The sequence below is a fragment of the Candidatus Neomarinimicrobiota bacterium genome, from assembly GCA_021734025.1.
Classification (GTDB): domain Bacteria; phylum Fidelibacterota; class JAANXI01; order JAANXI01; family JAANXI01; genus JAANXI01.
Map to the genome: position 1 here is coordinate 365,168 of JAIPJS010000002.1, position 23,864 is coordinate 389,031.

13 protein-coding genes are annotated in these 23,864 nt (G+C 49.4%); all 13 read right to left on the minus strand.

What is annotated here, in order from left to right:
- Positions 1 to 67 precede the first annotated feature (67 nt).
- The 13 genes from K9N57_03910 to K9N57_03970 all read right to left on the minus strand — a co-directional run bounded on the left by K9N57_03910 (position 68) and on the right by K9N57_03970 (position 23,847).
- The gene (locus K9N57_03910; protein ID MCF7803312.1) at positions 68 to 2,917 is read right to left on the minus strand and encodes a T9SS type A sorting domain-containing protein; all 2,850 of its coding nucleotides are present in this window, start codon (positions 2,915 to 2,917) and stop codon (positions 68 to 70) included.
- Between the two features lie 256 nt (positions 2,918 to 3,173).
- Positions 3,174 to 4,268, minus strand: coding sequence for a glycoside hydrolase family 88 protein (locus K9N57_03915; GenBank protein MCF7803313.1), 1,095 nt, complete (start codon positions 4,266 to 4,268; stop codon positions 3,174 to 3,176).
- Positions 4,269 to 4,465: 197 nt separating this feature from the next.
- On the minus strand, positions 4,466 to 5,452 hold the full coding sequence (locus K9N57_03920; GenBank protein ID MCF7803314.1) for a T9SS type A sorting domain-containing protein: 987 nt from the start codon (positions 5,450 to 5,452) through the stop codon (positions 4,466 to 4,468).
- Between the two features lie 202 nt (positions 5,453 to 5,654).
- Complete coding sequence (locus tag K9N57_03925; protein MCF7803315.1) at positions 5,655 to 6,644, minus strand: T9SS type A sorting domain-containing protein; 990 nt, start codon at positions 6,642 to 6,644, stop codon at positions 5,655 to 5,657.
- A gap of 388 nt (positions 6,645 to 7,032) precedes the next feature.
- Positions 7,033 to 7,950 (minus strand): PorV/PorQ family protein, encoded by a 918-nt coding sequence (locus K9N57_03930; GenBank protein MCF7803316.1) that lies wholly within the window; start codon positions 7,948 to 7,950, stop codon positions 7,033 to 7,035.
- 139 nt (positions 7,951 to 8,089) lie between these two features.
- Positions 8,090 to 10,342 carry a hypothetical protein gene (locus K9N57_03935; protein MCF7803317.1) on the minus strand — a complete coding sequence of 751 codons (2,253 nt, stop codon included), beginning with the start codon at positions 10,340 to 10,342 and terminating at the stop codon, positions 8,090 to 8,092.
- A gap of 54 nt (positions 10,343 to 10,396) precedes the next feature.
- Positions 10,397 to 13,915 carry a TonB-dependent receptor gene (locus tag K9N57_03940; protein ID MCF7803318.1) on the minus strand — a complete coding sequence of 1,173 codons (3,519 nt, stop codon included), beginning with the start codon at positions 13,913 to 13,915 and terminating at the stop codon, positions 10,397 to 10,399.
- 607 nt (positions 13,916 to 14,522) lie between these two features.
- Entirely contained in the window at positions 14,523 to 17,396 is a 2,874-nt protein-coding gene (locus tag K9N57_03945) for a T9SS type A sorting domain-containing protein (protein MCF7803319.1), read from the minus strand.
- A 142-nt stretch (positions 17,397 to 17,538) separates the two neighbouring features.
- The gene (locus K9N57_03950) at positions 17,539 to 18,702 is read right to left on the minus strand and encodes a glycoside hydrolase family 88 protein (GenBank protein MCF7803320.1); all 1,164 of its coding nucleotides are present in this window, start codon (positions 18,700 to 18,702) and stop codon (positions 17,539 to 17,541) included.
- A gap of 114 nt (positions 18,703 to 18,816) precedes the next feature.
- Positions 18,817 to 20,796, minus strand: coding sequence for a hypothetical protein (locus K9N57_03955; GenBank protein ID MCF7803321.1), 1,980 nt, complete (start codon positions 20,794 to 20,796; stop codon positions 18,817 to 18,819).
- 86 nt (positions 20,797 to 20,882) lie between these two features.
- Entirely contained in the window at positions 20,883 to 21,542 is a 660-nt protein-coding gene (gene eda, locus K9N57_03960; protein MCF7803322.1) for a bifunctional 4-hydroxy-2-oxoglutarate aldolase/2-dehydro-3-deoxy-phosphogluconate aldolase, read from the minus strand.
- Positions 21,543 to 21,568: 26 nt separating this feature from the next.
- Positions 21,569 to 22,657, minus strand: a complete 1,089-nt coding sequence (locus tag K9N57_03965; GenBank protein MCF7803323.1) for a sugar kinase — start codon at positions 22,655 to 22,657, stop codon at positions 21,569 to 21,571.
- Between the two features lie 410 nt (positions 22,658 to 23,067).
- Positions 23,068 to 23,847: an SDR family oxidoreductase gene (locus K9N57_03970; GenBank protein ID MCF7803324.1), complete on the minus strand. Its 780-nt coding sequence runs from the start codon at positions 23,845 to 23,847 to the stop codon at positions 23,068 to 23,070.
- Between the last annotated feature and the right edge of the window lie 17 nt (positions 23,848 to 23,864).

Consider the following 23,864-nt stretch of genomic DNA (forward strand, 5'->3'; position numbering starts at 1 on the left):
GGTTCAGAATTGGGTGGGAGCCCCAATTTGCGTGAGGCCCCCCCCTTTTCGAGTTGTTAGCGTTGGTCTATTTCACCAGCATCATTTTTCTTGTCTTAACCTTTTCTCCCACCTGCAGCCGGCTGATATACACGCCACTGCTAAGCGACGAACCGTCGAACTTCACGGAATATTTTCCGGGCTGCCTGGTCTGGTCCGACACCAGCGTCTCCACCAGTTTCCCCCGAATATCGTAAATATTCAAGCTGACCTTGTTCTCCGTCGGGACAACATAATTAATCCGGGTGATCGGGTTAAACGGATTTGGATAATTACGCAACTCGATTGCATACTGTTGCGGCGTGGCGATATCGTCTGCGAGATCCGTGGTGATTAGATCTCCGATATTTTCCGCATCCAGGGCATAATTATTAAACCGCACATTATCCATACCACCGGTATAATAATTTCCGGCTCCTGCGCTTGATCCGAGATAAATCCGGCTCTTGGTCCGCATTTGCCAGGTGCTATCAGGACCGCTGGTTTGCAGATCTCCATTGGCATAAATTTCCAATTCGTTCGTGGCTCTCCTGCGCACGGCCGTCAGTTTGACCCAGTCTCCGGTAACATACGGCGCGGCAGAGGTCACTACAGTGGACATATTTTCGCCATCACCGACCCGGAAAACGATTTCATCATTGGAATTCCCAAAGATCGCAAAGCCGTTTGCAGGCGATCCCGCATTCTCTTTGGAAAACATGTAGGCGTTTGTTGGCGGGTTGTCCAGTTTTACCCAAAACGAGACCGTAAACGGCTTGGCGCCGAGTGCGTAATCCGGCGCGTGATTGATATAGATAAAATCTTCGCTTCCACCAAAGGAAAATGCCTGGCCCTCGACTCCGGTGATCATCAGGTTGCTATTCCCTGACATACTCTCGGAGAGGAAGCCCCAGTTTTCTTTGAGAGTTGAATCCGGGGTATACCCGTTGGCTTCATAATCGAAAGCCCAGTAGCCCTGTAACGTGGGGTGGTACGTGCCGGTGGTAAATGACATAACCGTACCTTCCGTGATGCCGGAGGAATTCCTGGAGTCAACTCGCCAGTAATACGTAGTTTTTCCTTCTAAAATTTCACTTATTCGGTATTCGGTCTTTGTAATTCCTTCGGCCAGTAGCTCCGGCGATTCGGATGTCCCCAGGTAGATGTCATACGACGTCGCACCATCCGCTTCCTCCCAGGAGAGTTCAGGCAGGACATCAACTCCGGTTTGGCCATCTGTGATACTAAAGCTGGACACTGCGAGTGGCCTGCCGTCCGCGAAGAGTGTTGTCACTTCAGCGACGTTCCCCGGGACAGACTCCACATCGGAATTGTAGGCCCGAACTCTATAGTAATAGGTGGTTTCGGCAGAGAGTCCGGTATCAGTGTAGTTTGTGACATCCGTTCCAACCGTGCCTACTTCCTGAAAATTGCTCGTATCCCCTTCAGATCGCAAGATCCGAAAGCCATCTTCGAACACCACGTTTTCTTTCCAGGTAAGTTCAACTTCGGAGGGTGAAACGGCCTCTGTTTCAAGTTCCGCCGGTGAATTCAGATAGTCGGCCCGGTAAGCCAAACTGTTCAGGTATTCTTCAAGATTCGTATAGCCGTCGCCATCCAGATCGTCATTACGGTCAGCGGCGTCATTCGGATTTAGCCCTATATCATTTTCCCAATCATCCGGCATTCCGTCGTCGTCTGTATCAGTTGGTGCGGTTCCGGAGGCTAATTCCGGCCATCCGCCCACTTCTGACTGGGAATCGATAATGCCATCATCGCCGTAGGTCGTCGTTTGGGTACGCACTTCTTCAACAATTCTGGTATCGTTGGAATCCCGGACCGGCAAAACCGCACCACTATTCGCTAATACCAGCTGGTACGCTTGCTCGGGGGTATGAGTCGGGGCATGCTCCACCGGGTGCGGGCTCTCTGCCCGGATTGCTTCGGGATCGCCCGTATCCACGCCACCATCCCAGTTATCTTCGGTAATGTCAGGATAGCCGTAAACAAAATTGTCGGCAATGTACCAACTTCCGGAGGGTGCGGGATCTACGATTCGGCTTCTCGGTCCAGTGGCCGGACCGTATTTATAGTAATTGGCGACCATATTCTGGTTGCCGTTCTCACCGCCGTATACACTTTGTCCGCTCCAATTGTAGAGTACGTTATTTCTGTAATCCACCATTTCTTCGCCGGGATTTCCGTGATATCGTGATCCGTTAAATCGCGGATTACGACTGGTGTGGTGCGCTATCAGGTTGTGATGGAAAGCAGCCGGTCGACCACCCCAAATCCCGCCATACCCGTGCGGGCCTTTTTCATGGAACGAGTCGTGCAGGCTCTCGGTAATCATCGACCACTGGACGGTGACGTTTCTGTTATCGTAGAGACTCATCGTCTCATCAATCGACCAGCTGAACGTACAATGATCGAGAATGATGTCCTGATTATCGCCATCAGTGGCTGAGAGCGCATCTCCCTGGTGTTCGTTAATGTCTCCCATTCTGAATCGGATGTACCTGATAATCACATTATCAGCGCTGATTCGTGTGGAAAATCCTTTGATAGCGATTCCGTCTCCAGGCGCCGTCTGACCAGCAATCGTGATATCATCCCGGGTGATATCGAGAACCGTGTTGAGTTCAATGGTGCCCGAGACCTCAAAAACAATTGTTCTGGGGCCGCTCTGAGCGATAGCCCACCGCAGACTCCCGGTATTGGAGTTGTCTGCCAGGGTGGTGACCTTCAGCACCTTGCCACCGCGGCCACCGGTCGCATTTTTTCCGGGGCCTGCCGCGCCGGGGAAGGCTATCGGTTGCGCTATTGTCGTTGCTACAAAGGCAAACAGGGCAATAAAGAGTCCCAACAAATGTGGCGTATAATTTTTAAATGCTTTCATAATATCCTCTGATTAGTTATTTAGGGTCGAGATAGTTTTTGAACAATTTCTGTATAGTAGGAAGAATCATTTGAACATTGAGGTCCTCCATATGGTTGCTATGATGCTTTCATCGCATCAAGTGATATTTTGAAATGTTGATCCGGAAATCGATGTAGTATCAATATCACCACGAGGGCTTTATATCAATATTGGTGTAATATTTGTTTTCAAATTTCCATTGAATGAATATGGTGTCTTTTTTTATCCAAACAGGTCATTCCAGCATTTCTATTTCGAGGCTCGCGCCAATAAACGGCCCGATAGCCTTGGGATCGTTAGGTCTGATATTTTCACTGAGATAATAGTCCACAGTTCCGTCACGGTAAGGACCAGATCCACCCAGCCCGGCGGTTTCGCAGGTACGGGTAAGCGTAATTAGCCCGTTGTCATCGACCTCTATAAACAGCTCCAGGACACCCTGGTACCCTTGTTTCGCAACATCAAGGTACTTTTTATCCAGGTAGCCATTTCGAACACCTTTTGCCAAGGCGTAAACAAACATAACTGATGCGGAAGATTCCAGATAATTCCCGTCAACATCCGGCTTATCCAAAATCTGATACCAGACCCCGGTTTCCGGATCCTGGACGGAGGAAATTGCTTCCGCCAGTCTCCGGAGGATACCGATTATATCATCCCGGAAATAATGGTCTTCAGGAAAAAAGTCTAGCGCATCGACCAGCGCCATAGCATACCAGCCAACAGCTCGTCCCCAAAAATTAGGCGACTGCCCTGAAATATTATCCGCCCATCGCTGATTTCGGCTTTCATCAAATCCATGATATAAGAGCCCTGTGTGATGATCTCTCGTATTTTTTTCTGCCAGGAATAACTGTTTTGCGGTAAAATCAAACCAGGAGGGCTGCTTCATCTTTTTGGCATATTCTGCCATGAACGGTGATCCCATATACAAACCGTCAAGCCACATTTGATGTGTATATCGCTTTTTATGCCACAAACCACCTTCAGCTGTTCTGGGGTGACTTTCCAGTTGCTTTATCAAGATATCCAGAGTTTTTTTGTACTTCTCGTTGCCTGTCTGTTGGTACACTTCAAATAAATTTTTACCGGGCGTGATCTTATCGATATTATAATCGTCCATTTCATAATCTCGGACGATACTCCCGTCATCGTTAATCATTTTGTCATAATAGGAAACGATATAGTCAAAATATTTTTCATCCCCGGTTTTTTCCCAGACATCCATAATGAAATCCAGGACCAGCCCGTTCGTATATCCCCATTCGGGCTCATTTGAAAAATCGAGTAGGGCGGGATCGGGCGTGCGGATCATTACCGTCTGCGCCATTCTGACTGACCATGGCAGGGAAGAATCAACTTTTTCGGATTCAGCGCCAGAAATTAGGTTCGGACTAACAAAAAATAAAATACTACAGAGTAAAACAAATTTTCGCACTCAATGCCCTCCTAAATGAATACTGGGAGTACACAATCCGTCATATGTACTCCCAGTATTCCAGGATTCAACTTATTTTCGATGAAACGTTATTTTACCAGAACCATCTTATTCATTTCTGAATAATCGCCCGCGGTGAGTTCATAAAAATAGACACCCGTGGGAAGTCCGGCACCGTTAAATGTCACATTATGTGTTCCCTGTGACATGGACTGGTTACCCACCAGCGTTTCCACCAACTGTCCGAGACTGTTATACACCTTCAGGGTCGTCTGGCTTTGTTCCTGCAAGGTAAAGGAGATCTGGGTCGTCGGGTTGAATGGATTCGGATAGTTCTGGTTCAGCTTATAGGTCACCGGATTGGTCAGGTTATCTTCAACGCCAACGGTAGGTGATTCCAGGAGCCACTCGATTGATGCCTGAAGTATGGTGAAGGCATCGTCCGTCAGTGATTCAATCCCGTTATTGTGCAGTCCAAAAGTGATCATACGGTTCGGTGCGTTTCCTTCAACCAACGCGGCTCCGCTGTCCACGGCAGCCATCTGCCAGTTTCCGGTTTCAGTGGCTTCCGTGAGTCCCACAGCACCTTCGGCGTCAATCAGGAAATGAATCAACATCTCGGTATCGGCCTGTTCGCTGACTATACTGACATCACCGCTCAGTCCACCGACAGCCGAATGAGACTCATCAATAATGGTAACTGGCTGCGTGCCAATGTTTTTCTCACTTAACTCATTATCAGCATTGGTGAGGCCAATGGCATCAGATCCCCACGCTTCAAAATTGAGAAAGGGAATTGGCCATTCCGTTCCAATTGGATCCATACTACTGGAGCTGATAATCTCATCCACAATCATCAGGTCGTGGTTCTCCGGAGTGATTATCGGGGTGCCCCAATTACCGATATCCTTATAGGTTATGTCATATCCCCATTCGACCAGCTTATCGGTTAAAACTGTACTGCTTGACGGAGGCTGGTTGGTCTCGGTCGACAGGTATAAAATCGACTGACCATACAGAGCACTCGTACCAACAAATGCTACGAATAGCACTAAAGTGATAGCTTTTCTCAGCATAGATATCTCCTCTTTTCTGTTTTTTGTTTCTGTCCCTATCTTGAATCAATCACGAATCTGTCAATCTTCCGACAGACAATTTCTTTGCCCGTTCAATTAGAAGGTAAGTATCCTGAACCCATTCTCAACTATTCCCTCTATTTATTACTGTCCGGTCCCTTCCTGAAATCAGGGAAGGGACCGGAAGGTCTTTAACGTGCAGTTATTTCAGCAGTATCATCTTTTTGGTCTGCGTCAACTGCCCCGCTGATAACGTATAGAAATAGATACCAGACGGCAATCCGGCACCATTAAACTCCACAGTGTGCGTTCCCGCTGACTTTCTCTCGTTCACCAGCGTTTCAACCAGTTTACCATTGGAATCATAAACCTTGATGCTGGTCGGCGTCTCCTTTTGGAGTGTGTACGAGATACGCGTTTCGGGATTGAACGGATTGGGATAATTCTGGGCCAGCGTAAATTCCGCAGGTGTGTTAGCAATCTCGTCCTCTATCCCTGTGGGGATCTCTCTGCCTTCCGCGGGAGGATATTCGCCATCAGTCCTCCAGGCGAACCAATCATAGAGAGTCCGGTAATGGTCCGAACCGCCATCCCCGAATTTCCAGCCGTTGTACTCTTCAGAGTCGCCACCCAGAGAGAGGAGTACATGGTCAGGATTATCATCGATGTACAGTTTAAACTGGTTATTGGGCGAAATGGTGATTGTGAATGTGTGCCACTCGAAAATATCGTAATTATTCGAGAATGTGGTATCTGTGTCAACATCAGATTTATTCCATTCCATATCCCCATTGAGCCTACCGGTAAGGCGCTCTCTTGCGACACCATTTCCAACATAGAGATCGTGGACTCTTGTTCCACCATCGACTCCTTTTGCGCGGAAGACCAGTGTGGCGCCATCTTCGCTCGGATCTTCAACCCATGGGAACTCCCACATTTCGCTGTCGCCACTGTTTTCCGAATCAACCCGAATTATCATATTTCCCGCTTCATCCGGATGTTCTTCAAGTGTTAACAGGTCCGCAGTTCCATTCTCCAGATTGCTTGAAGTTTGATCCTCATGGAAGGTACTGTCGTACTTAGTAAAATTTTCCGGCAGCACATTACAATTATACACTTGCCACTGTGCATGGACGAACTGCGCGCTGAACAGTACCGCCACAAATAGAACTATACCTTTCTTGATGCTCATTTTTTCCCCTTTATCTGTTTTTGGGTTAAAAATTGTAACAACCTTTTTACGTTTGCCTCCTCAGAGTAGAAATTAAGTCCTCAATTCCAGTGCTGAACCAAATTAGTTTAAGAAACCTAATTTCTATCCACTCGATTATTTGTGTTATCCACACATTTTTTCATTTCTTCCTCGTCGTCACTTCGCAAAGAAATCATCGATCCTCTATATAAGGTATATAACACCCGGGATATTTACAATTGACGCCAAAAGTGAATCTGATTCTTTAATTTGTAAGTATCCTCTCATTGATTTACAATTCATCCTGTCTATCTTCACAATACGAATGAATTGATTTTATTTCACGGAAAGATAATCATCTCCTTCTGGTACGCTTTAACTGTGCACCCTATAAGTTTGCACTCAGCGCGATACGGGTGACCGGCTCAAAGTAGTCAATTGTCTGGGAGTAGGAATAATCGATGGTAATTCTCTTCCCGGAAATTTCGGGCGAGATGCCGAACCCGGCGCTGAATCCGCCGATATCAAAATTACTCCGATAGCCAGTCCGCACCGAAAAGAGATCCATGAAGGTATACTCTAAACCGACCATGGTTCGTTCTGCATAGTTGTTTGGGTGCGAAAACTCGACACTCAACAGCGCGGAATGGTTTGCAATGGATTCATCCACAAAATCCATCAAGTTCATACTCCCACCCAAACTAAAGTTGAGCGGCAGCTGGTTTGAAATCTCCTGGAACTGAACGGCAGTTGCAAAATTCCGCATGGACATCCCAAACTTGAAGCTCTTAAACCCGGTATTGAATTTGACGCCCATATCGTACACGAATTTTTCTTTGCCGAACTCAAGGCTAGTGGTATCTGTCGGCTGGGCGGTGCCCAGGTTTTGTCCAACATACCGGACATTTCCTCCCATGGAAAACTTATTCGTGACCTGCCGGGCATAGGTCACGCCAAAGGCATAGGCCCCAACATTCTCCACCAATCCGTGTTCAATATAACCCTGCGGATTCGCCTGGAAATTTGATTCCGAGAGGATAGAGGTATGGATAATCTCACCGTAGTCGACGCTCTGCATACTTAGTCCCACCGTACCGGCTGTACCTAGCTGAAACGCCAGGGCGCCGGCTATATGGTTAATATCCGCAATAAACCGCGTATTGGTCACGTACGCCTGAATACTACCGTCAAACTCAGTGATTGCGGCTGGATTATAGAAGATCGCTTCTGCGCCAGTCCCCACTGCAGTATATGCATCACCCAGACTGGTAGCGCGGGGAGACATCCCGACCTGTAAGAAGGTCATAGTAGCCTGCCCCGTCTTTTTCGTATTCACACCAGGCCCATAGCTCTGCGCGAATAATTCGGGTGCGGTACCGAGCAGAATTAATAAACAAGGAATGAAAATAGTTATTCGCTTCATGAATTTAATTCCCTCTCTTTATTTATCTGACAACGATAAATTTCTGATATGATGATTGCCCTGAGGGTGTCTCAAAAACGGCAATGTAGACACCACTCGAAATCGCCTGTTGATTATCCGTCAGCATATTCCATCGTTCAAACCCGGAGGAAGCAGTCACATTTTCCGAAATAGGAGTCTCGGTATGATTGATCCGTTTGACCAGGTCACCGGCTTCCGTAAATATCTTGATGGTAACCTCCGGTGGCAGGTTAAAGAACATCAACAGTCTGGGATCATCGGGATTAGAAAGTCCATATGTCTGGAGTTTCGGATCGGAAATATAGTAGGGATTCGGTGCGATTCTGATGGAATCCAGCGAGCTCCCGACTGCTCGTTTAGTTTCGACAGGTAACCTCGACGTGCCAAATACTCTGCCGCTCCAGATAATCTCTCCCGCTGTCAGGTGGGATGCATTCGCCGCCTGGGCTGACGTAACTTCGACGCCGGACTGGACATAATAGTAGTATGACGCACCAGGTTTGGCATTTGTATCAACCCATTTGTAGCCGTTGAAAGTGCTGCTTCCCATCCGGACGGTCTCTTTGGTTGCAGTATCTGCGGCGACTCTGTGGATCTCCTTATAGAAGGTTGTATCCTGATTCCCACTTCTGCGCATTACACGGTATCCAAAGAAGTTCGACCGGGATTCCGCTTCCGGCGCTGCAAACTGGATCCGCATCCCTTCTCCGCTTCCGTAGATCTGCATATGTGGCGGTTGCGGAGCCTGGATGGCCTGCCAATCGTTCTCGAAATTCCACTTGGCCCGTGAAACAGCCTGGTGCACAGAATCTATACCCGTGCTGAGCCACCTGTCCTTGGTTTTGTCCATCTCAGTGGCATCACCAGGGAAGGCAAAATTCGACGGGAAATATCCGGTTTGCGCATCCGGAAGATTCGGCGGCTCCTCAAGAGTCCCGGCAAGCCATTTCTCGCCAACCTCTTTCGCCTTCTTCAGACTTAAACCAGCAAATCCGCTGACCCAGACAAAGCGGAGCTTTTCACCTGGATCAAATTGGTAGGGTCCAAAAGATACGTGTCGCTTCGTGAACGGCTTGGCAGCCGAAATCGTGGGAATGCTTTGGTCCCAGTTCGACAGGCCGCGTTCGTCGTTGGGAATCTGGTGTGTGGTATTCGGGTATGCGCCATCTGCCTGGGTAAAAGCCTGCTGTACCGGTGATCCCGAGTTCCCCGCAATAAGATCATAGGTCTTTGGCCTGTTCGCATTGTTGCCACCGACTACTTCATCCTGAATATCCGCATCCGGATTGTTGAGCACGAGTGATACCGATGGCTGAGACGGATCATCAACGCTGTTTGACACATCGCCTGTAAATGGAGCCTGTGACGCATGCAGGATCCCGTAGAAATGTATCTCCTGCTGGTACAGCCGCCCATCCTGATTATACACCGGGGTGCCCATCTGATCTCCGGACAAGCTCGCATCATCGGCCATGTACATATAGTATATACGCAGCGAGTCGGATTGTCGGGAACCATAGTAGTGGTCCCAGGTGTATTCCCATATATTCTGGATGTTTATACCTGGATCGTCTCCTTCGACTCCGTCAATCTGAAAATTGTTCTCGTGGATATTCAGGTAGTAGTCGTTGAGTGTCTGATCGCTGGTATTGGTCAGAATCACTTCACATACAATATAGTCATCGTGATATTGCTGAGCCCATCCGTAGATTTTCCGCTCGACCTGCACCCCCATAGGAGTCATATTCGTAACCTTAAGCACCTGATCGGAGGTTCCGATCATTTGCCCCGGATTGGGATCCCCCCAATTATCAACCTGGTTATCCTGCGCTTCCTGTTGAATAGTGTAATTCAGAGGAAGATCCCAGCGCAAATAACTCTGCAGCGGGTTAACAACGGTGGTGACTGTGCCTTCATAGTCGCTGCTGGGGACCGGCAAAGTTACCGCCTTCGGGATAACATTTCCCAGCGGGTCCGTCCAGTTGGTTGCGGCCATCCACATCCCTGATCCGGTCTGTGCGGTCCCATTCTCCATGCTGGGCCCCTGGATATTCCAATCATTGGGAGCCCAGGAAAGATTTTCATATTCAATCAGACCTTTTCCACCGGTCTCAATCACACCGGACCAGAGATGTCCTGTCCGGATAATTTTTTGCTGGCCCATAGCCGACACCGGAATTACCAGCAATAATGTCAGACACAGTGCCAAGGCATTTCTCAGCAAACTCGTTGAATTTCCGTATTGACGTTTCATAAAAAATTATCTCCGTTTGAGCATTCTCACTATCGTCAGATTGTCCGTGTCTTCCTAGAAGCTAAAGTCAATGCCAAAATGGACGGTTCTCGGTTGTCCGTAGAGCCACAGGGCATTATTCGGATCGTTAATGTACGGTTTATCCTCTGATCTGAGATCACCCGGCTTATCATTGCCCGCGGTATAGGTATCTTCCGGATACTCCGGACTATCATAGATAGGCAGATGGAGCGAATTAAAGTAATTCTCCCTATCCGAATCGCTTCTAAAGGCCCATCCGCGCTGCATCCAGTTCACCTTCAGATTAAAGAGATTTTCTACATTTGCATAAAACCTGAGACGGGAGCCAGCCACGTTAAACACCTTAGATATCCGCATGTCAAACATGTAGTAATCCGGCCACTGCAGGTTGTTATTGACGTTACGCAAGTTTTCCGGATTCCAGGTGAAATAGTCACCCTGTTCCCAGGTGAATAAGCCACTGATATCCCATCCTGCAAGCAACAGTCGGGCCGGGCCTGCCGGACCAAAATTATCCGGGACATGGAACGTCACGTTCGACCGGAAAGACGGCTGCGGGTTCGATTGACTTTCTTCGGCCTGGTAGTAGATATCGTCAGGCTGCTGGTTCAGCTGGTCATCCTGATACCAGGTTGTTCGGCCGGTATATCCGGTCCGCTGGAACAGTAACCGGAAATTGGCCCATCCGGTCAGGTAATCGCCGACATTTTTGCGAATGTCCACTTCAACGCCCTGGATGTCCTGGTACTGGTTGTTCGCCCAGCCATCATAACTAGCATCACCGACGTATTCGATGGTGGTTTCCTGTCCGGTGATATCTTTGTAATACCCACTCAGGTTTATCAGGTACTGATCGAGCAGGTTATAGGCAACACCCAACTCGTAGGAGATAGTTCTGGGTGGCTCAAGGTTGGGATTCCCAATAAAATTGAGCCCCTGTCCTTTACTGAGCCTATAGGTGTACATATACATCGCAGACAGGGGTGGAGTCGCCCGGTAATGTCCATAATTAAAGTAGAACTTGGAACGATCTGTCACCGGAAAGGAGACCCCCACTCTTGGGCTGAATACCAGATAATTTTTGGTGGGTTCCAGAAAATCGATGTTTTCTTCTCCCCCAAAGGCATCATACAGGCTGTCAATTGTACCTGGGGCAACACCCGGTAATTCGTTTTTCATTTCGTCCCGGCTCATCTCGTAATACCGATCGATTTCTCTCCAGCGCTCCCAGGTGATATTCCTTCCACTACTCAGAATATCGTAGCGCATGGCATCACTATCACCTTCGGGACCCGGGAGATAAGCGACGGGAATATCCAAACCTAATTCCTTAAGTTCGGCTCCGAATTCATTAAACCGGTCACCGGTCGGCCAGACATCACCACCGCTATTATAGTAGTCTGCACGCATACCGACCTTGGCCGAGATCTCTTCAAAGTTAATCTGATCCTGGATATATCCGCCAATCTGGTATGGCTGGCGGTGAAATAACAGGCTGTAATCGGTATCATGGTCTTTCCAGTAGTTCCAGAGATCATTATTCAGATCATAATAATCCATGCTCATTCCCGTTTGCAGGAAATGATGATTCGTGACCTGGTTATTATAGGCAAACTCTCCCTTGAACTGCTGGGTAACGGAATTTTCGTGGTACTGACCGGTTTTGCTTTGGAACCTGCGGGAACCGGTAATCGCAGCAGAGCCGCCCGGTTTACCAAAGGGGCCATGGACATAGAAGTCCGAGCCATCTGCCGTGTACACCGTATCGCTTTGGTGCGGTGTCCGGCCAAACGGCATTTCATTAATTAAAATCGGCCCGAAATTAGTGACCATGCTGGGATCCCTTGTAACCTTGAAATCCACGTCATCTTTCTGATACGCATAATTCAAGGTCAGGTCCCAATAACTTTTCTCATTGACGACGGTATTCAATTTTGCGCCCGCCATGAAATAGGAAATATCTTTCGGCTGCCAGAATGTGGGATGGTAATAGTAATCAGGGCCACGATCGTAAATCAGTTCTAAATTATTCTCATTCATCAGGCCACCACCACCTGCTTCGTCAGCGTCCCCTGATCCCTGTTCGAGCAGCTGCGGTATGGAACCGTTACTCGGCATGGTCGGTAGCGCCCCTTTGGAGAGCTTATACAAGCCGTTCAGCTGGAGCGTCATATTCTCTGTAATGTTCGATTTCAGTGTCAGCAGAGAAGTATGATCGAGCTGAGCATCCCGTGATGCCGGCTCAACATATGCCGAATTGTTCGTCTGGTGAGAAAAATAAAACGTTGCGCCACCGAGCGCCTTACCGATCACAGGCACCGGACCACCGAACCCAAAGTCGATATTATAGTCCGGCACAGCGCCTTCCCGCTGCCGTGCGGCATGGTCGGCGATCGCTTTTTGCTGCGCCCGGGTAATAGAGTGATTCGTATCCCGTTCTGCCGCAGTCAAACTGGCCATTTCTTCTTCGGAAATAATATCAAATGCAAAGTCGGCCGTTGTATCGGCATAACTCTTCAGATCGTCCCATTTCGGCTCCACCATATGCATCCAGGCAGTCCACAGATACAAGTCCATCTCACTCACCTGCTCCTCTTCCGGAACGGATGCGTTATATATCTGCTTGTACAGCCGGTAACCGTAAAACTGCGGATACGTCTCTCTCTTCATCGGATCGTCAAGCCATTTTGCTACGGAACCACCGGAACTGAGGTCTTCATCCCAATAAAAAGCCACATTGGGATCAAAATACGGTCGTAACAAATTATTGTATGGATGATACAGTGACTTCCCGAAACGCTTCTGCTGGGCTGGCGTGTAATCAATTTTTATGCCCCCATGGAACGCATCGGGGGTTCCACTCTTTGTCGTAATGTTGATGAGACCCGACCGGAAATTACCGTAGCGTGCGTCCATACCACCAGGCGAAACGCTCACTTCCTGGATTGCGCTCGTCGGAATACTCGCCTGCGCCTTACCTACTCGGGCATTGGTAAAGGTCAGTCCATTGACAATGGTCCCTGTCTGTTCAGCACTGCCGCCACGGATATTCAGGTTCTCCTGTCCGGTAATGCCGGCCTGGGTCGAAAGAAAATCCTCAACAGTAGTGACACCAGCCGCTTCCGAAATTTCTGCGGCGGAGGAAATCGACTGACTGCTGGAAACCTGCTTATTCAAAACGTCGCGATCGGCTTGCACAACAACCTGCTCGCCGGCAATCGCTCTTGTCTGCAACTGGAAATTGACCCGAGCAATCCGATCTGTTTCCACCTGGACGTTTTCCTTTACTACGGTCGCATACCCGATATAGGTCACCTTCACATCATGAGATCCGATTGGCACATTAAGAATTGTATAATCACCCTTAGTGTCCGTTGCCGCACCAATGGTTCTGCCGTCATCCAGAGATATGGTGACATTCGCACCAATGATTGGCTCTCCGGTTTCGGCATCAGTAATTTTTCCGGCAACTCGCCCGGTGCTCTGAGCGTAAGTTGTCGAAAAAACTACTGTTCCTACAAAAAGTATGAATACTAATCGGAGTAGTTTCATCCTGCTACCTCTCATGTTTTTCTTATTTGAGTTTAAATTCCGACAATGACTCATTTTTGCTCTTTCGCTTCAAAGTTATGGAGCGCTTCTAACATTTACTATTGCAGCTCTGAGCTACAACATCACCGGCATTTGAACGATACCGACCGCTAAAACCCATCGGGCTGATTGCAGGGAGTGAGTAAGACCTCGGTGCGGAAATGCGTTGATTCCACACACCACCACTAATGCGATTGGTACGCAACATCTGTCAGTGCTCCTCCCAGTGGACCTCGTGCAAATGCGACTGACGCATAATACACCATGGCCAACTGTACCAAATATCTAATGTGAATATATATCCCCCCCCATCTATTAAAATACTCTATGACATTGATACGTCCTGCATAGGTTTGGAGCCTATATTAACGCTTCGCAATGTTGCTGTTCTGCCGCGTGAAGGAATGTGTATTATAGTTATACTCATTATACTATTTGGCCATCTATATGTCAAGATTTTCTTATAAAATATATGTCATATTTGTACTCATACTCGGGATAATACGGCGAATATCCTTATCCCGATTTTCCCGTGGTTCAGAACATAGTCTTCGCTCCCCATTCGCACTCACTTCACGAGGATCATTTTTTCAGTCTGTACCTGCGAGCCTGCTGTGATACGGTAGAAATACAGGCCGCTTCCGTAAGGACTCCCATCGAAAAGAACTCTGTAGAGTCCTGGTCTATGCCTGGAGTTCACCAGCGTAGCCACTTTTTTCCCAGTGACGGTATAGACTGATACCGTTACTGGCGCTTTATTTGGCACCGTGTACTCTATCATCGTCACCGGGTTAAACGGATTAGGGTAATTCCGCACAGAAAGCTCGTATTGTTCAGGTGAGGAAGACGGATCGAGCGCCGTAGTATTTCTTTCGTATAGATTCGAGACCGCCTCGCCGGATAACGCATACCGGAATATGCTGAACTCATCCATTCCACCTTTAACAAATACCGACTCATCGGTATTTGTACCAAGTTTGGTATATAATTCTCCCGTCGAGATATCCCCGACTGTGTCTGGAACAGTTGCAGCCAGTTCTCCATCCAGGTACACCCTGAGTTCATCGGGATGCCTGTGTGCCATGGCCACAATGTGCGTCCATGTTCCTGTGGCAACCGAACCGGATCCGGTTGCAACTGTCGACGTCCCCTCGCCGTCATTGAGGGAGAATGCAATACCCCCGTTCTGGGTAAGATGAAGACTATACCCTGTGCCTCCCTCGTTATTTTGGGAGACCAAAGGTTGTATTGTCCCAGTGGAGTTGGTCTTGATCCAGAACGAGATCGAGAAATCTTCCACCCTAAAGCGAATATCCGAATTGTTCAGAACGCCGATAAAATCGTCGACGCCGTCGAGTGAAATTGCCCCGCCGAATGCTCCGGTGACAGATTTAACGGAGTCCATATTCTTCAGATACGCATAATGTGACTTACCGCCGGAGGATTCATCCTTAAGAAATTCTGATGAAAGGTCATCAAATGAATAGGCCGCCACTTCCTCAGCTGGAATAATCTCTGTCCGGAAACTCCAGACCGGGCCTTCTGTGGTTCCGGAACCGTTTACGGCGTCGACCCGCCAGTAATAAGTCTCCGTATCGGCAAAGCCGAGCTTCGGGCTGAGCGATTTTTCCCGAACATTCTTCACAAACGGGGGCGGCGTTTCTATACCATAATATATATCATACGATTCCGCACCCTCTCCTCCATTCCACGCCAATGTCCCGAGCATAGGGACATCCGTGGCCTCGTCCTGTGGTTCGGGGGCCTTTACAGGTACCGGTCGGCCATCAGCAGTGAGGGTCGTGATCGTTATGGTCGCCGTATCCGATGTTGTACTATTCTTATAGCCGTACACGCGGTAGTGATAGGTGGTGATCGGTTCAAGTCCGCTATCGGTAAATTCGGTTACATTTTCTCCCACACGCCCCACTTCATCATAGTTGCTTGCAGAATCGACCGAACGCTCTACCACAAAGCCGGATTCCTTATTGATAATTTCATCCCACTGTAAACGGACTGAATTACCGTCCACATGTATTTTACGTAATCCGGTCGGTGGCAGGAGAAAACCCTCCTGCACAGCCAGCATGTTCAGATATTCTTCCACGTTAGTGTAGCCATCTCCGTCCCGATCAGCCGCTCCGTCACTGCCATCGCTGGGATTTAGTCCGTTCTCCGTTTCCCAGCTGTCTGCCATGCCGTCACCGTCTTCATCTGGTGGAGGAGTCGCCGACTGATAGTCGGGATAACCACCGGCGTCCGACACTTTATCAATAATCTCTCCGGTCCCGTTCCGGAATTGTGAAACGATATCCGCATCGACCCGATCGCGATTGGGTCTCACCGCACCGGCATCCGCCAGGACGTAGTCAACTACCTCCGTCGCTTCAAACTGGATAACAGTCGGCGCTTCGGTCGCCGTTTCCGCTCTGATACCACTCTCGGAATCCTGCACGATATTCCATTCATCTTCGGAATCGCTCTTCCGGTGCGGCCCGATATTCCCGGCAACATAGATTTCAGATCCTGCGGCGACGGCTTCGTCGCCACTTCGGTTTATACGGACCTCCCAGTTGTCGCTGTCTGGACCGCCTTTAAAAAAGTTATTCACCAGATTGGCATACGTTGGTTGTTCTGTCCCATCACGGTCATTCAACTGAATACAAATTCCACCCCAGTTATATACCACATTATTTCTGATATCGGCTTTGACACCGCCCTTCAGCAAGGGATTTCGCTGGTTGTTGTGCGCAAATAGATTGTGGTGGATAGAAATATTCTGTGAATAATCACCAACCAATAATCCTGTTCCATGCGCACCTTCCGGATGAATACTTTCATGGAGCCCCTGCGCGACAAGACTCCACTGGATTGTTACATCATGGACCGGATTACTCGCATTGTTGTACCAAATACCCGCATTTTCATCAAGTCCCCATGTGAATGAACAGTGATCAATAACCACATTATAGGCTGCATTGGTGATATTGAGTCCGTCCCGGCTGCCCGGATTAAAATCATCCGGATCATCCCCGGGCCGACTCCGGATATACCTGATGACGACATTGTGGGTTTTGATTTCCAGCGGCGCGCCTCGCAGGCAGATACCGTCACCGGGCGCCGTCTGTCCGGCAACATAGAGGTATGGATTCGTTATTTCGATGGGGTTCGTTCCCAGATCGATAATCCCGCTGACACGGAAAACGATAATCCGTTTGCCGGACGCCGCCAGTGCTGATCGGAAACTCCCACTTCCACTTGAGTTCAGATTCGTGACCTCAATAATTTCGCCGTCACGTCCGTGAGTGGTCTCCGAGCCAAATCCCTGGGCGCCTGGAAAGGCCGGGAGTTGTGCTAACGTTATCGCTGGTATCAAAATTAAAACTAACTCTAGCATTAATCCGTAAAAGCCTGCCGACACTAAATTTTTTCTCTGCAACAAAATTTCTGTCCTTAGTCAGTGTTCGGGTGCTACCATTATAGTACTGCGTAGTCCCTATCACGCATCCCAAAATACTTAGCGAAAATGACGCAATACGGAATACGCAGTACTATACCCTATATCGTATAACTTATACTCATAATCACTTAGCCTTCTCCATTTCCAGGCTGGCGATGATAAATGGTCCGCCACCGTTCAGGGCGTTGGTTCCGATGTCCTCGCTGACATAGTATTCAAACGAACCGTCGCGGTAAGGATCACCGCCAAGGCCGGCACCAGTACAAACCATATTCAGGTTGACCAACCCGGCACCATCCACCGTAACGAACTGATCCAGGAGCCCCTGATACGCCTTTTTCACCTTGGGCAGGTGCTTCTTATCGAGATATCCCTTGTTGATGCCCTTCAGCATTGCATAGGTAAACATGCTTGAAGCGGAAGCTTCGCTGTAGTTTCCTTCCTTGCCCGGCATGTCCAGTATCTGAAACCATACGCCTGTCTCCGGATCCTGTACTTCCAGGAGCGCGACGGTAAGCCGCTGGAGAATATTGATAAGTTCCTGCCGGTTTTCATGATCTTTCGGCAGATAGTCAAGTACGTCTACTATGGCCATGGCATACCAGCCGATTGCGCGTCCCCAGAAGTGGGGGGAAAGCCCGGTTTCCTCGTCGGCCCAATCCATGCTTCTGTCTTCATTCCAGGCATGGTACAATAGACCGGTCTCTTTATCCCGGGTCTTTTTCTCAATGAGAATTATCTGCTCTGTCAGATCATCAAAAAGGGCCGGTTCTTCGAACATTTTGGCATAACGAGCGGCAAACGGCGTCCACATATAGATTCCATCCAGCCACATCTGATCCGGGTAAATCCGTTTATGCCAGTAGCCACCGGCGTCGGTACGCGGATGTCCTTTGAGCTGTTCCCGGATGGTTTCTGCCGCGAGTCGATACTTCTCATGACCGGTCTCTTCATAGAGTGTCAGTAACAGTTTGCCCGGGTTAACATTATCTATGTTGTATTCTTCGATACTATACCTTCTGATGTCGCCGTCCTGCTCCACAAATTGATCGACATACCTCTTCATGTAATTGAAATACATGTCATTTCCGGTCTTACGTCCTACCCGTTCAATCGACTGCATCAGTAGTGCGGCACTATAACTCCAATCATCTAATGAGCCGATGTGGGTGATATTAAACTCTCCATCACCTTCAAGCGAGTAAGCACCCCGTCGGAACATTTCCGACTGGGCCATCCGTTCGCTCCATGGTAATGATTCATCTACGATATTCTGCGCTAATGCCATCATTGGAACCAAACAGAGTGCGAGTATGACACCAGCCAAAACCGATTTAAACGAAAAGTGACTTTTCATTGGATTGCTCCTGTGTGTGAATGGCTTACGGTTATCGATTGTCCGTTATTCCGGCAGGGACATTTCCGGCAGTTCAAATGCGTATTTGCTTCCGCTGCGGATATACACCGGTATCTTGTTTACCGGGACATCCTCCTCCAGCGATTGCGGACCGTCCAGTACTCGATCCCGGTTCCAGAAGTCAACCCACTGTCCCTCCGGCAGGTAGACCGTTCTGGACGTTTTTTTGTCGATGACTGGCGCTACAAGCAGATCATCGCCAAACAAATATTGGTAGTGCAGATCGTGGACATTTTCGTCCTCCGGCCATTCCCAGGCCAAATGCCGGACCATGGGAATCCCCATTTCGGCGCTGACTTTCGCCTGGTCAGTCAGATACGGCAGCATTTTTTCTCGTAGTTGTGCGTAATATTTGTACACCTGTACTGCTTCTTCATCCCAGGAGAAAGGGATATCGTTGTGATTCCCTTTCCCGACCAACTGCAGGAGCGGACTGAACGTTCCGAACTCCATCCAGCGGAGGAATGCTTTCTTGGTGGCATTATTTCCATAGCCCGGGACATCGGTGCCCCAAAAGGCGAAGCCTGTCATTCCAGCGGCAGTCTGTGCGCGCACCGCGGAAGGCAGACCACTGTAGGTATCGAACCCACTGCTGAGATCGCCCGGCCACTTCATGGTCCAAGCCTGGGTGCCGGCCCAACCGGCCCGGGGCGTCAGCTGGTAATCGTCCCCGTGGACTTCCTCCAGGGCCTCGGCGTAGGTTTTCACAATGAGATAGGCATGGTAGTTGTGCATTTCCATGGGATCGCGACCACTTGGAGGCGTTGCATCTTTGGGATAGGTTTGTCCGCGGTCGAGTTTAATGCCATCCACCCCCATTTCCAGCGCATTCTTGATAATATCCTTAAACCACTTCTGCGCTTCCGGTTGGGCAAAATCTACGATGTACTGATCCAGGGATCGATTGGATTCATGCTTGTTTACCGCGGCAAAGTAATTATTCTCTTTGCCCTCCTCAAAATAGCGGGAATCCGGCGTCAGGAAATCGCATCCCCAGACGATAAGACGGATATCCTGATCGTGAAGACGCTTAATTTGTTTCTCCGGCTCCGGATACCGCTCTTTATCAAAGATAAAATCGTCGCTGCCGTATTCACCCTGGGCCCAGGGCCGATCCAGCCAGACAGCGCCCAACGGCATATCGTTTTCTTTCATGCGGTCTACGTCGGTAAAAACATTATCCCAGGTTCCGGCGTCATGCCAGATCTGTGGGAGGAATGTCCACTGGGGTGGTTGTGGCGGATAGCCGGTTAAATCAAGATATTGCGGCAGAATGTCCCGCATGGTTTCTCCAACCCAAAGATGCATAGACAGGTTTGGCGACTCGAAACGGATCGCCGTGACGTTTTTATCGGTTTTTCCAAAATCGAACGTCCCCAGATAGGCGTTGTCCGCAAATAAGCCGTACCCGGCTGTTGACATATAAAACGGAACATACGCACACTCATCCGGCGTCCCGGTGTGGTCCCACATCTCTACTTTGTGGCCCGCCGCATCCACGGTTTCCGTACTCCAGAGATCGCCCAGTCCATAGAAATGGTCCTCAGCCGACTGCTCCAGATTCACCTGGACGGCCTCGGCGGCTCCGGCTGGCGGTAACAGTTCAAGTGTGATATGGCTCTCCGCATCCATCTTCACCACTAGCTGGCCAGTCTCACCCGATTCCGTAGCTAAATCGGCGACAAACCCCTGAAACCGACGATGGATCTGTCCCGTCTTCGTAAATGGGATTGCTTCACCGTCTGTCTCGTAGACAAAAGCATTATGCTTTTTGGTTTGGAGTCGGACCTGATCGTCCCTAGAAATAGTTAATGCAGGCGGTGTGGACGAAAACTCAACAGAGACTTGTTCCGTTTGGATTGTTGCATTGCCGTTCCACACATCCACCGTTATCGGTTCGATCTGGGCGGCATTCACCGCTGCAGCAAGGATAAATACTGTCAGAAATATAGAAAGGTTCTTCAACCCAGCCCTCCCTTAGTTACGCATTATGGGTTGTAAAAAAAGATGGAGCTCCCCGGCTTTACAGACGGATAATCGTCAAGACCAGGCTATCCGGCAGATTGCCCTTCCCGGAATTTTTTGATCCTGGAAATGAACTCACCAGCGAGCTCGGTCAGCGTCTCCCAGTCCTCATTGGCTATCGCCTTTTTGTTCAGCAGTGCCGATCCCACGCCAAGAAATTCGGCACCGGCACCAAGAAAATCCGCAACCGTATCCAGGTTCACTCCCCCGGTCGGCGTCAGTTTAATCTGTGGCATCGGGCCCTTAATCGCCTTCAGGTGTTTTGGCCCGACACTGGATGCCGGAAAAACTTTGACCACATCTGCACCGGCTTCCCAGGCAGCGACTACTTCCGTTGGCGTAAAGCCACCGGGAATCGCCGGGGCATCGTATCGATGGGCAGTGTGGATAATTTCTTCTTTGAATATCGGGGATACCACGAACTGGGCGCCGGCATTAATTGCCATCCTGGCCGTGGCGCCATCCAATACGGATCCCACGCCCACTAAGACATCGTCCGGGAGCTCTTGTCGCGCCTGGCTAATGACGTTCAGCGCGTCTGGTGTGGTCATCGTAATTTCGATACAGTCGATGCCGCCGGCCCGGATCGCGTTGACCGTGGCCAGCAGTTTTTCTACGCTTTCCATCCGGATCACCGCCGCAATACCGGTATTGGTCAACTGCTGTAGAATTTGTGCTCTGTCCATAAGTCAGTCGTCTCCCAGAGATATAATTATCGTTTAATTCTGGCTGATCCGCCGCCCATCACGCTCTTCACCTCATCTACGGTGATGACGCTGGTATCGCCTCGTGTCGACTGCAATAAGGCTCCGTGCGCTGCACCGAATTCCACAATGGTCTGCGGATCGTCGAAATCGTTCAGGAAGCCGTAAATCATCCCGCTGCAGAAGCCGTCACCGCCGCCCACGCGATCCTCGATCTCCAGTTCCTCGAACTTATACGAATGATAAAAGTCGCCGTCGTACCAGAAAAGCGCCGACCAGTTATTCAGCAGACCGGACAGAACCTCCCGCAGCGTAGTGCCGACGACCGAGAGGTGCGGATAGGCGTCCAACACCTGGCTAACCATCTTCTTGTAGTTCTCCACCTGAAGTCCGGTATACGATTCGTCAGTGCCCTCAATCTCGAAGCCTAGCACCTTTTCAAAATCTTCTTCATTCCCGATGAGAACATCGATGTATTGTACCAAAGGACGGGTGACCTCGATCGCTTTCTCAGTCGTCCAGAGTTTACTTCGGAAATTCAGATCGTAGCTCACGACGGTTCCGGCTTCGTGGGCGGCTTTCATGGCATTTTTCGCCACCTCGGCACAGCCGTCACTCAGAGCCGTAAATATGCCACCCAGATGAAACCAGCGAACGCCGCGCTCGTTGAAAATCCGTTCCCAGTCGATCTCGCCAGGTTCCATGTTCATCGTCGCAGAATGCCCGCGATCGTACATGGTAACGCTGGCGCGGATCCCGGTGCCCACCTCGGTAAAATTCAGGCCGACGCGATTTTCCTGGCCAACACCGTCGTACGGCTCCCAGAGCACTTCGCTGAAATCCATGCCGCTGGCCTGTGCATGATTTCGGATAAATGCTCCCAGCGGATTATCGACCAGTTTTCCGGTCCAGGCGGTGCGGAGCCCGTATCGCGCCAACGCATACGCTACGTTATATTCTCCGCCGCCGGCATACGCCTGGAAATACGGAGCGGTTTCGATTCGGTCGTGCCCGGGAGGGCTTAAACGAATCATGCACTCTCCCAGTGATAACAGATCCAGTTCGCATTCATCTGCGGATTTAATGTCTAATGCCATTTGAATATCTCCGGTTTGGTACAGCAGTGTTCAAGTTAAAATTGTGTTATAGTGTTAAAGTGTTCAATATTATCGCTCAACCCGGTCATGATTCTGGCGTCTTGAGTTCTGTGTCCGAACCCCATTTCGGATTGGTCGTTCCTGCCTCGGCCGGTAGTTGTTCGTGGTCTGTTGTTCGTTGTAAAACCGGAAAAACTATCGATCTGTTCCTCACCCCTATTTTTATTTGCTCAGAAAGAAATCGGGAGCCGAACCATCGTTCGACGAACGACCAACAACGAACATTTTTTCCTTTTCCCCTTCTCCCTTTTCCTTTCTCCGTCCAAACAACATCGATGAAGATTACGATTAAGATTAAGAGTAAGATTAAGAAACAGCACAATCCTATATCTTAATCCCTACACAGCTTTTCAGATCGTTTGCGCGGTAAAGCCACCATCCACGTAAATCAGAGAGCCGGTCACGAAGGAGGAAGCGTTTTCGGAAGCCAACCACACCACAGCGCCGGACAGTTCCTCCGGTTCGCCGAACCGGTTCATCGGTGTGTGGTTAAAAATGGAGTTGGTGCGTTCCTCTGTCAGGATTTCGCGGTTTTGTTCCGCCGGAAAAAATCCAGGGGCCACCGCATTGACACGGACGTTATCCTCCGCCCATTCTCTGGCGAGAAATTTTGTCATGTTGTTCATACCGGATTTGGAAATGGAATAGGTAAACACCTTAGAAAGCGGTGTCTCCGAAGAGGCTGAAGAGATATTGATAATGCTTCCACCACCCTGTTCGATCATCTGTTTACCAAACACCCGGGATGCATAGAAGACACCCTTCAGGTTCACGTCAAGAATCGTATTCCACTCGTCTTCATCGATATCGAACACAGGAGTTGTGGAGTTGATGCCAGGCGCGTTCACCAGGATATCGACCCTCCCGAAGGCATCGAGGATGGAATCTCTGGCAGCAGTCAGGCTGGCTTTATCGGAGGTATCAGCCTGGACGGTAATTGCTTCCCCACCGTTGTCTTCGATGGCCTTTTTGTGGTTTTCGGCACCGTCGCTGTTACTGTGGTATAACACGGCAACTTTGGCGCCGGCCTGGCCAAGAGCTGTGGCCATACTTCCTCCGAGTACGCCACTGCCGCCAATGACTACGGCAACTTTCCCCTGTAGCCCGAATAGTTTGTCCAAATAGCTCATGGTTAACCTACTTTCAT

Excerpts from the sequence above, each read along its gene's own strand:
- K9N57_03940 (MCF7803318.1), bottom strand. The coding sequence starts at position 13,915 with ATGAAACTACTCCGATTAGTATTCATACTTTTTGTAGGAACAGTAGTT.
- K9N57_03965 (MCF7803323.1), bottom strand. The coding sequence starts at position 22,657 with ATGGCATTAGACATTAAATCCGCAGATGAATGCGAACTGGATCTGTTA.
- K9N57_03915 (MCF7803313.1), bottom strand. The coding sequence starts at position 4,268 with ATGGCGCAGACGGTAATGATCCGCACGCCCGATCCCGCCCTACTCGAT.
- K9N57_03925 (MCF7803315.1), bottom strand. The coding sequence starts at position 6,644 with ATGAGCATCAAGAAAGGTATAGTTCTATTTGTGGCGGTACTGTTCAGC.
- K9N57_03935 (MCF7803317.1), bottom strand. The coding sequence starts at position 10,342 with ATGAAACGTCAATACGGAAATTCAACGAGTTTGCTGAGAAATGCCTTG.
- K9N57_03930 (MCF7803316.1), bottom strand. The coding sequence starts at position 7,950 with ATGACCTTCTTACAGGTCGGGATGTCTCCCCGCGCTACCAGTCTGGGT.
- K9N57_03920 (MCF7803314.1), bottom strand. The coding sequence starts at position 5,452 with ATGCTGAGAAAAGCTATCACTTTAGTGCTATTCGTAGCATTTGTTGGT.
- eda (MCF7803322.1), bottom strand. The coding sequence starts at position 21,542 with ATGGACAGAGCACAAATTCTACAGCAGTTGACCAATACCGGTATTGCG.
- K9N57_03970 (MCF7803324.1), bottom strand. The coding sequence starts at position 23,847 with ATGAGCTATTTGGACAAACTATTCGGGCTACAGGGGAAAGTTGCCGTA.
- K9N57_03950 (MCF7803320.1), bottom strand. The coding sequence starts at position 18,702 with ATGGCATTAGCGCAGAATATCGTAGATGAATCATTACCATGGAGCGAA.
- K9N57_03910 (MCF7803312.1), bottom strand. The coding sequence starts at position 2,917 with ATGAAAGCATTTAAAAATTATACGCCACATTTGTTGGGACTCTTTATT.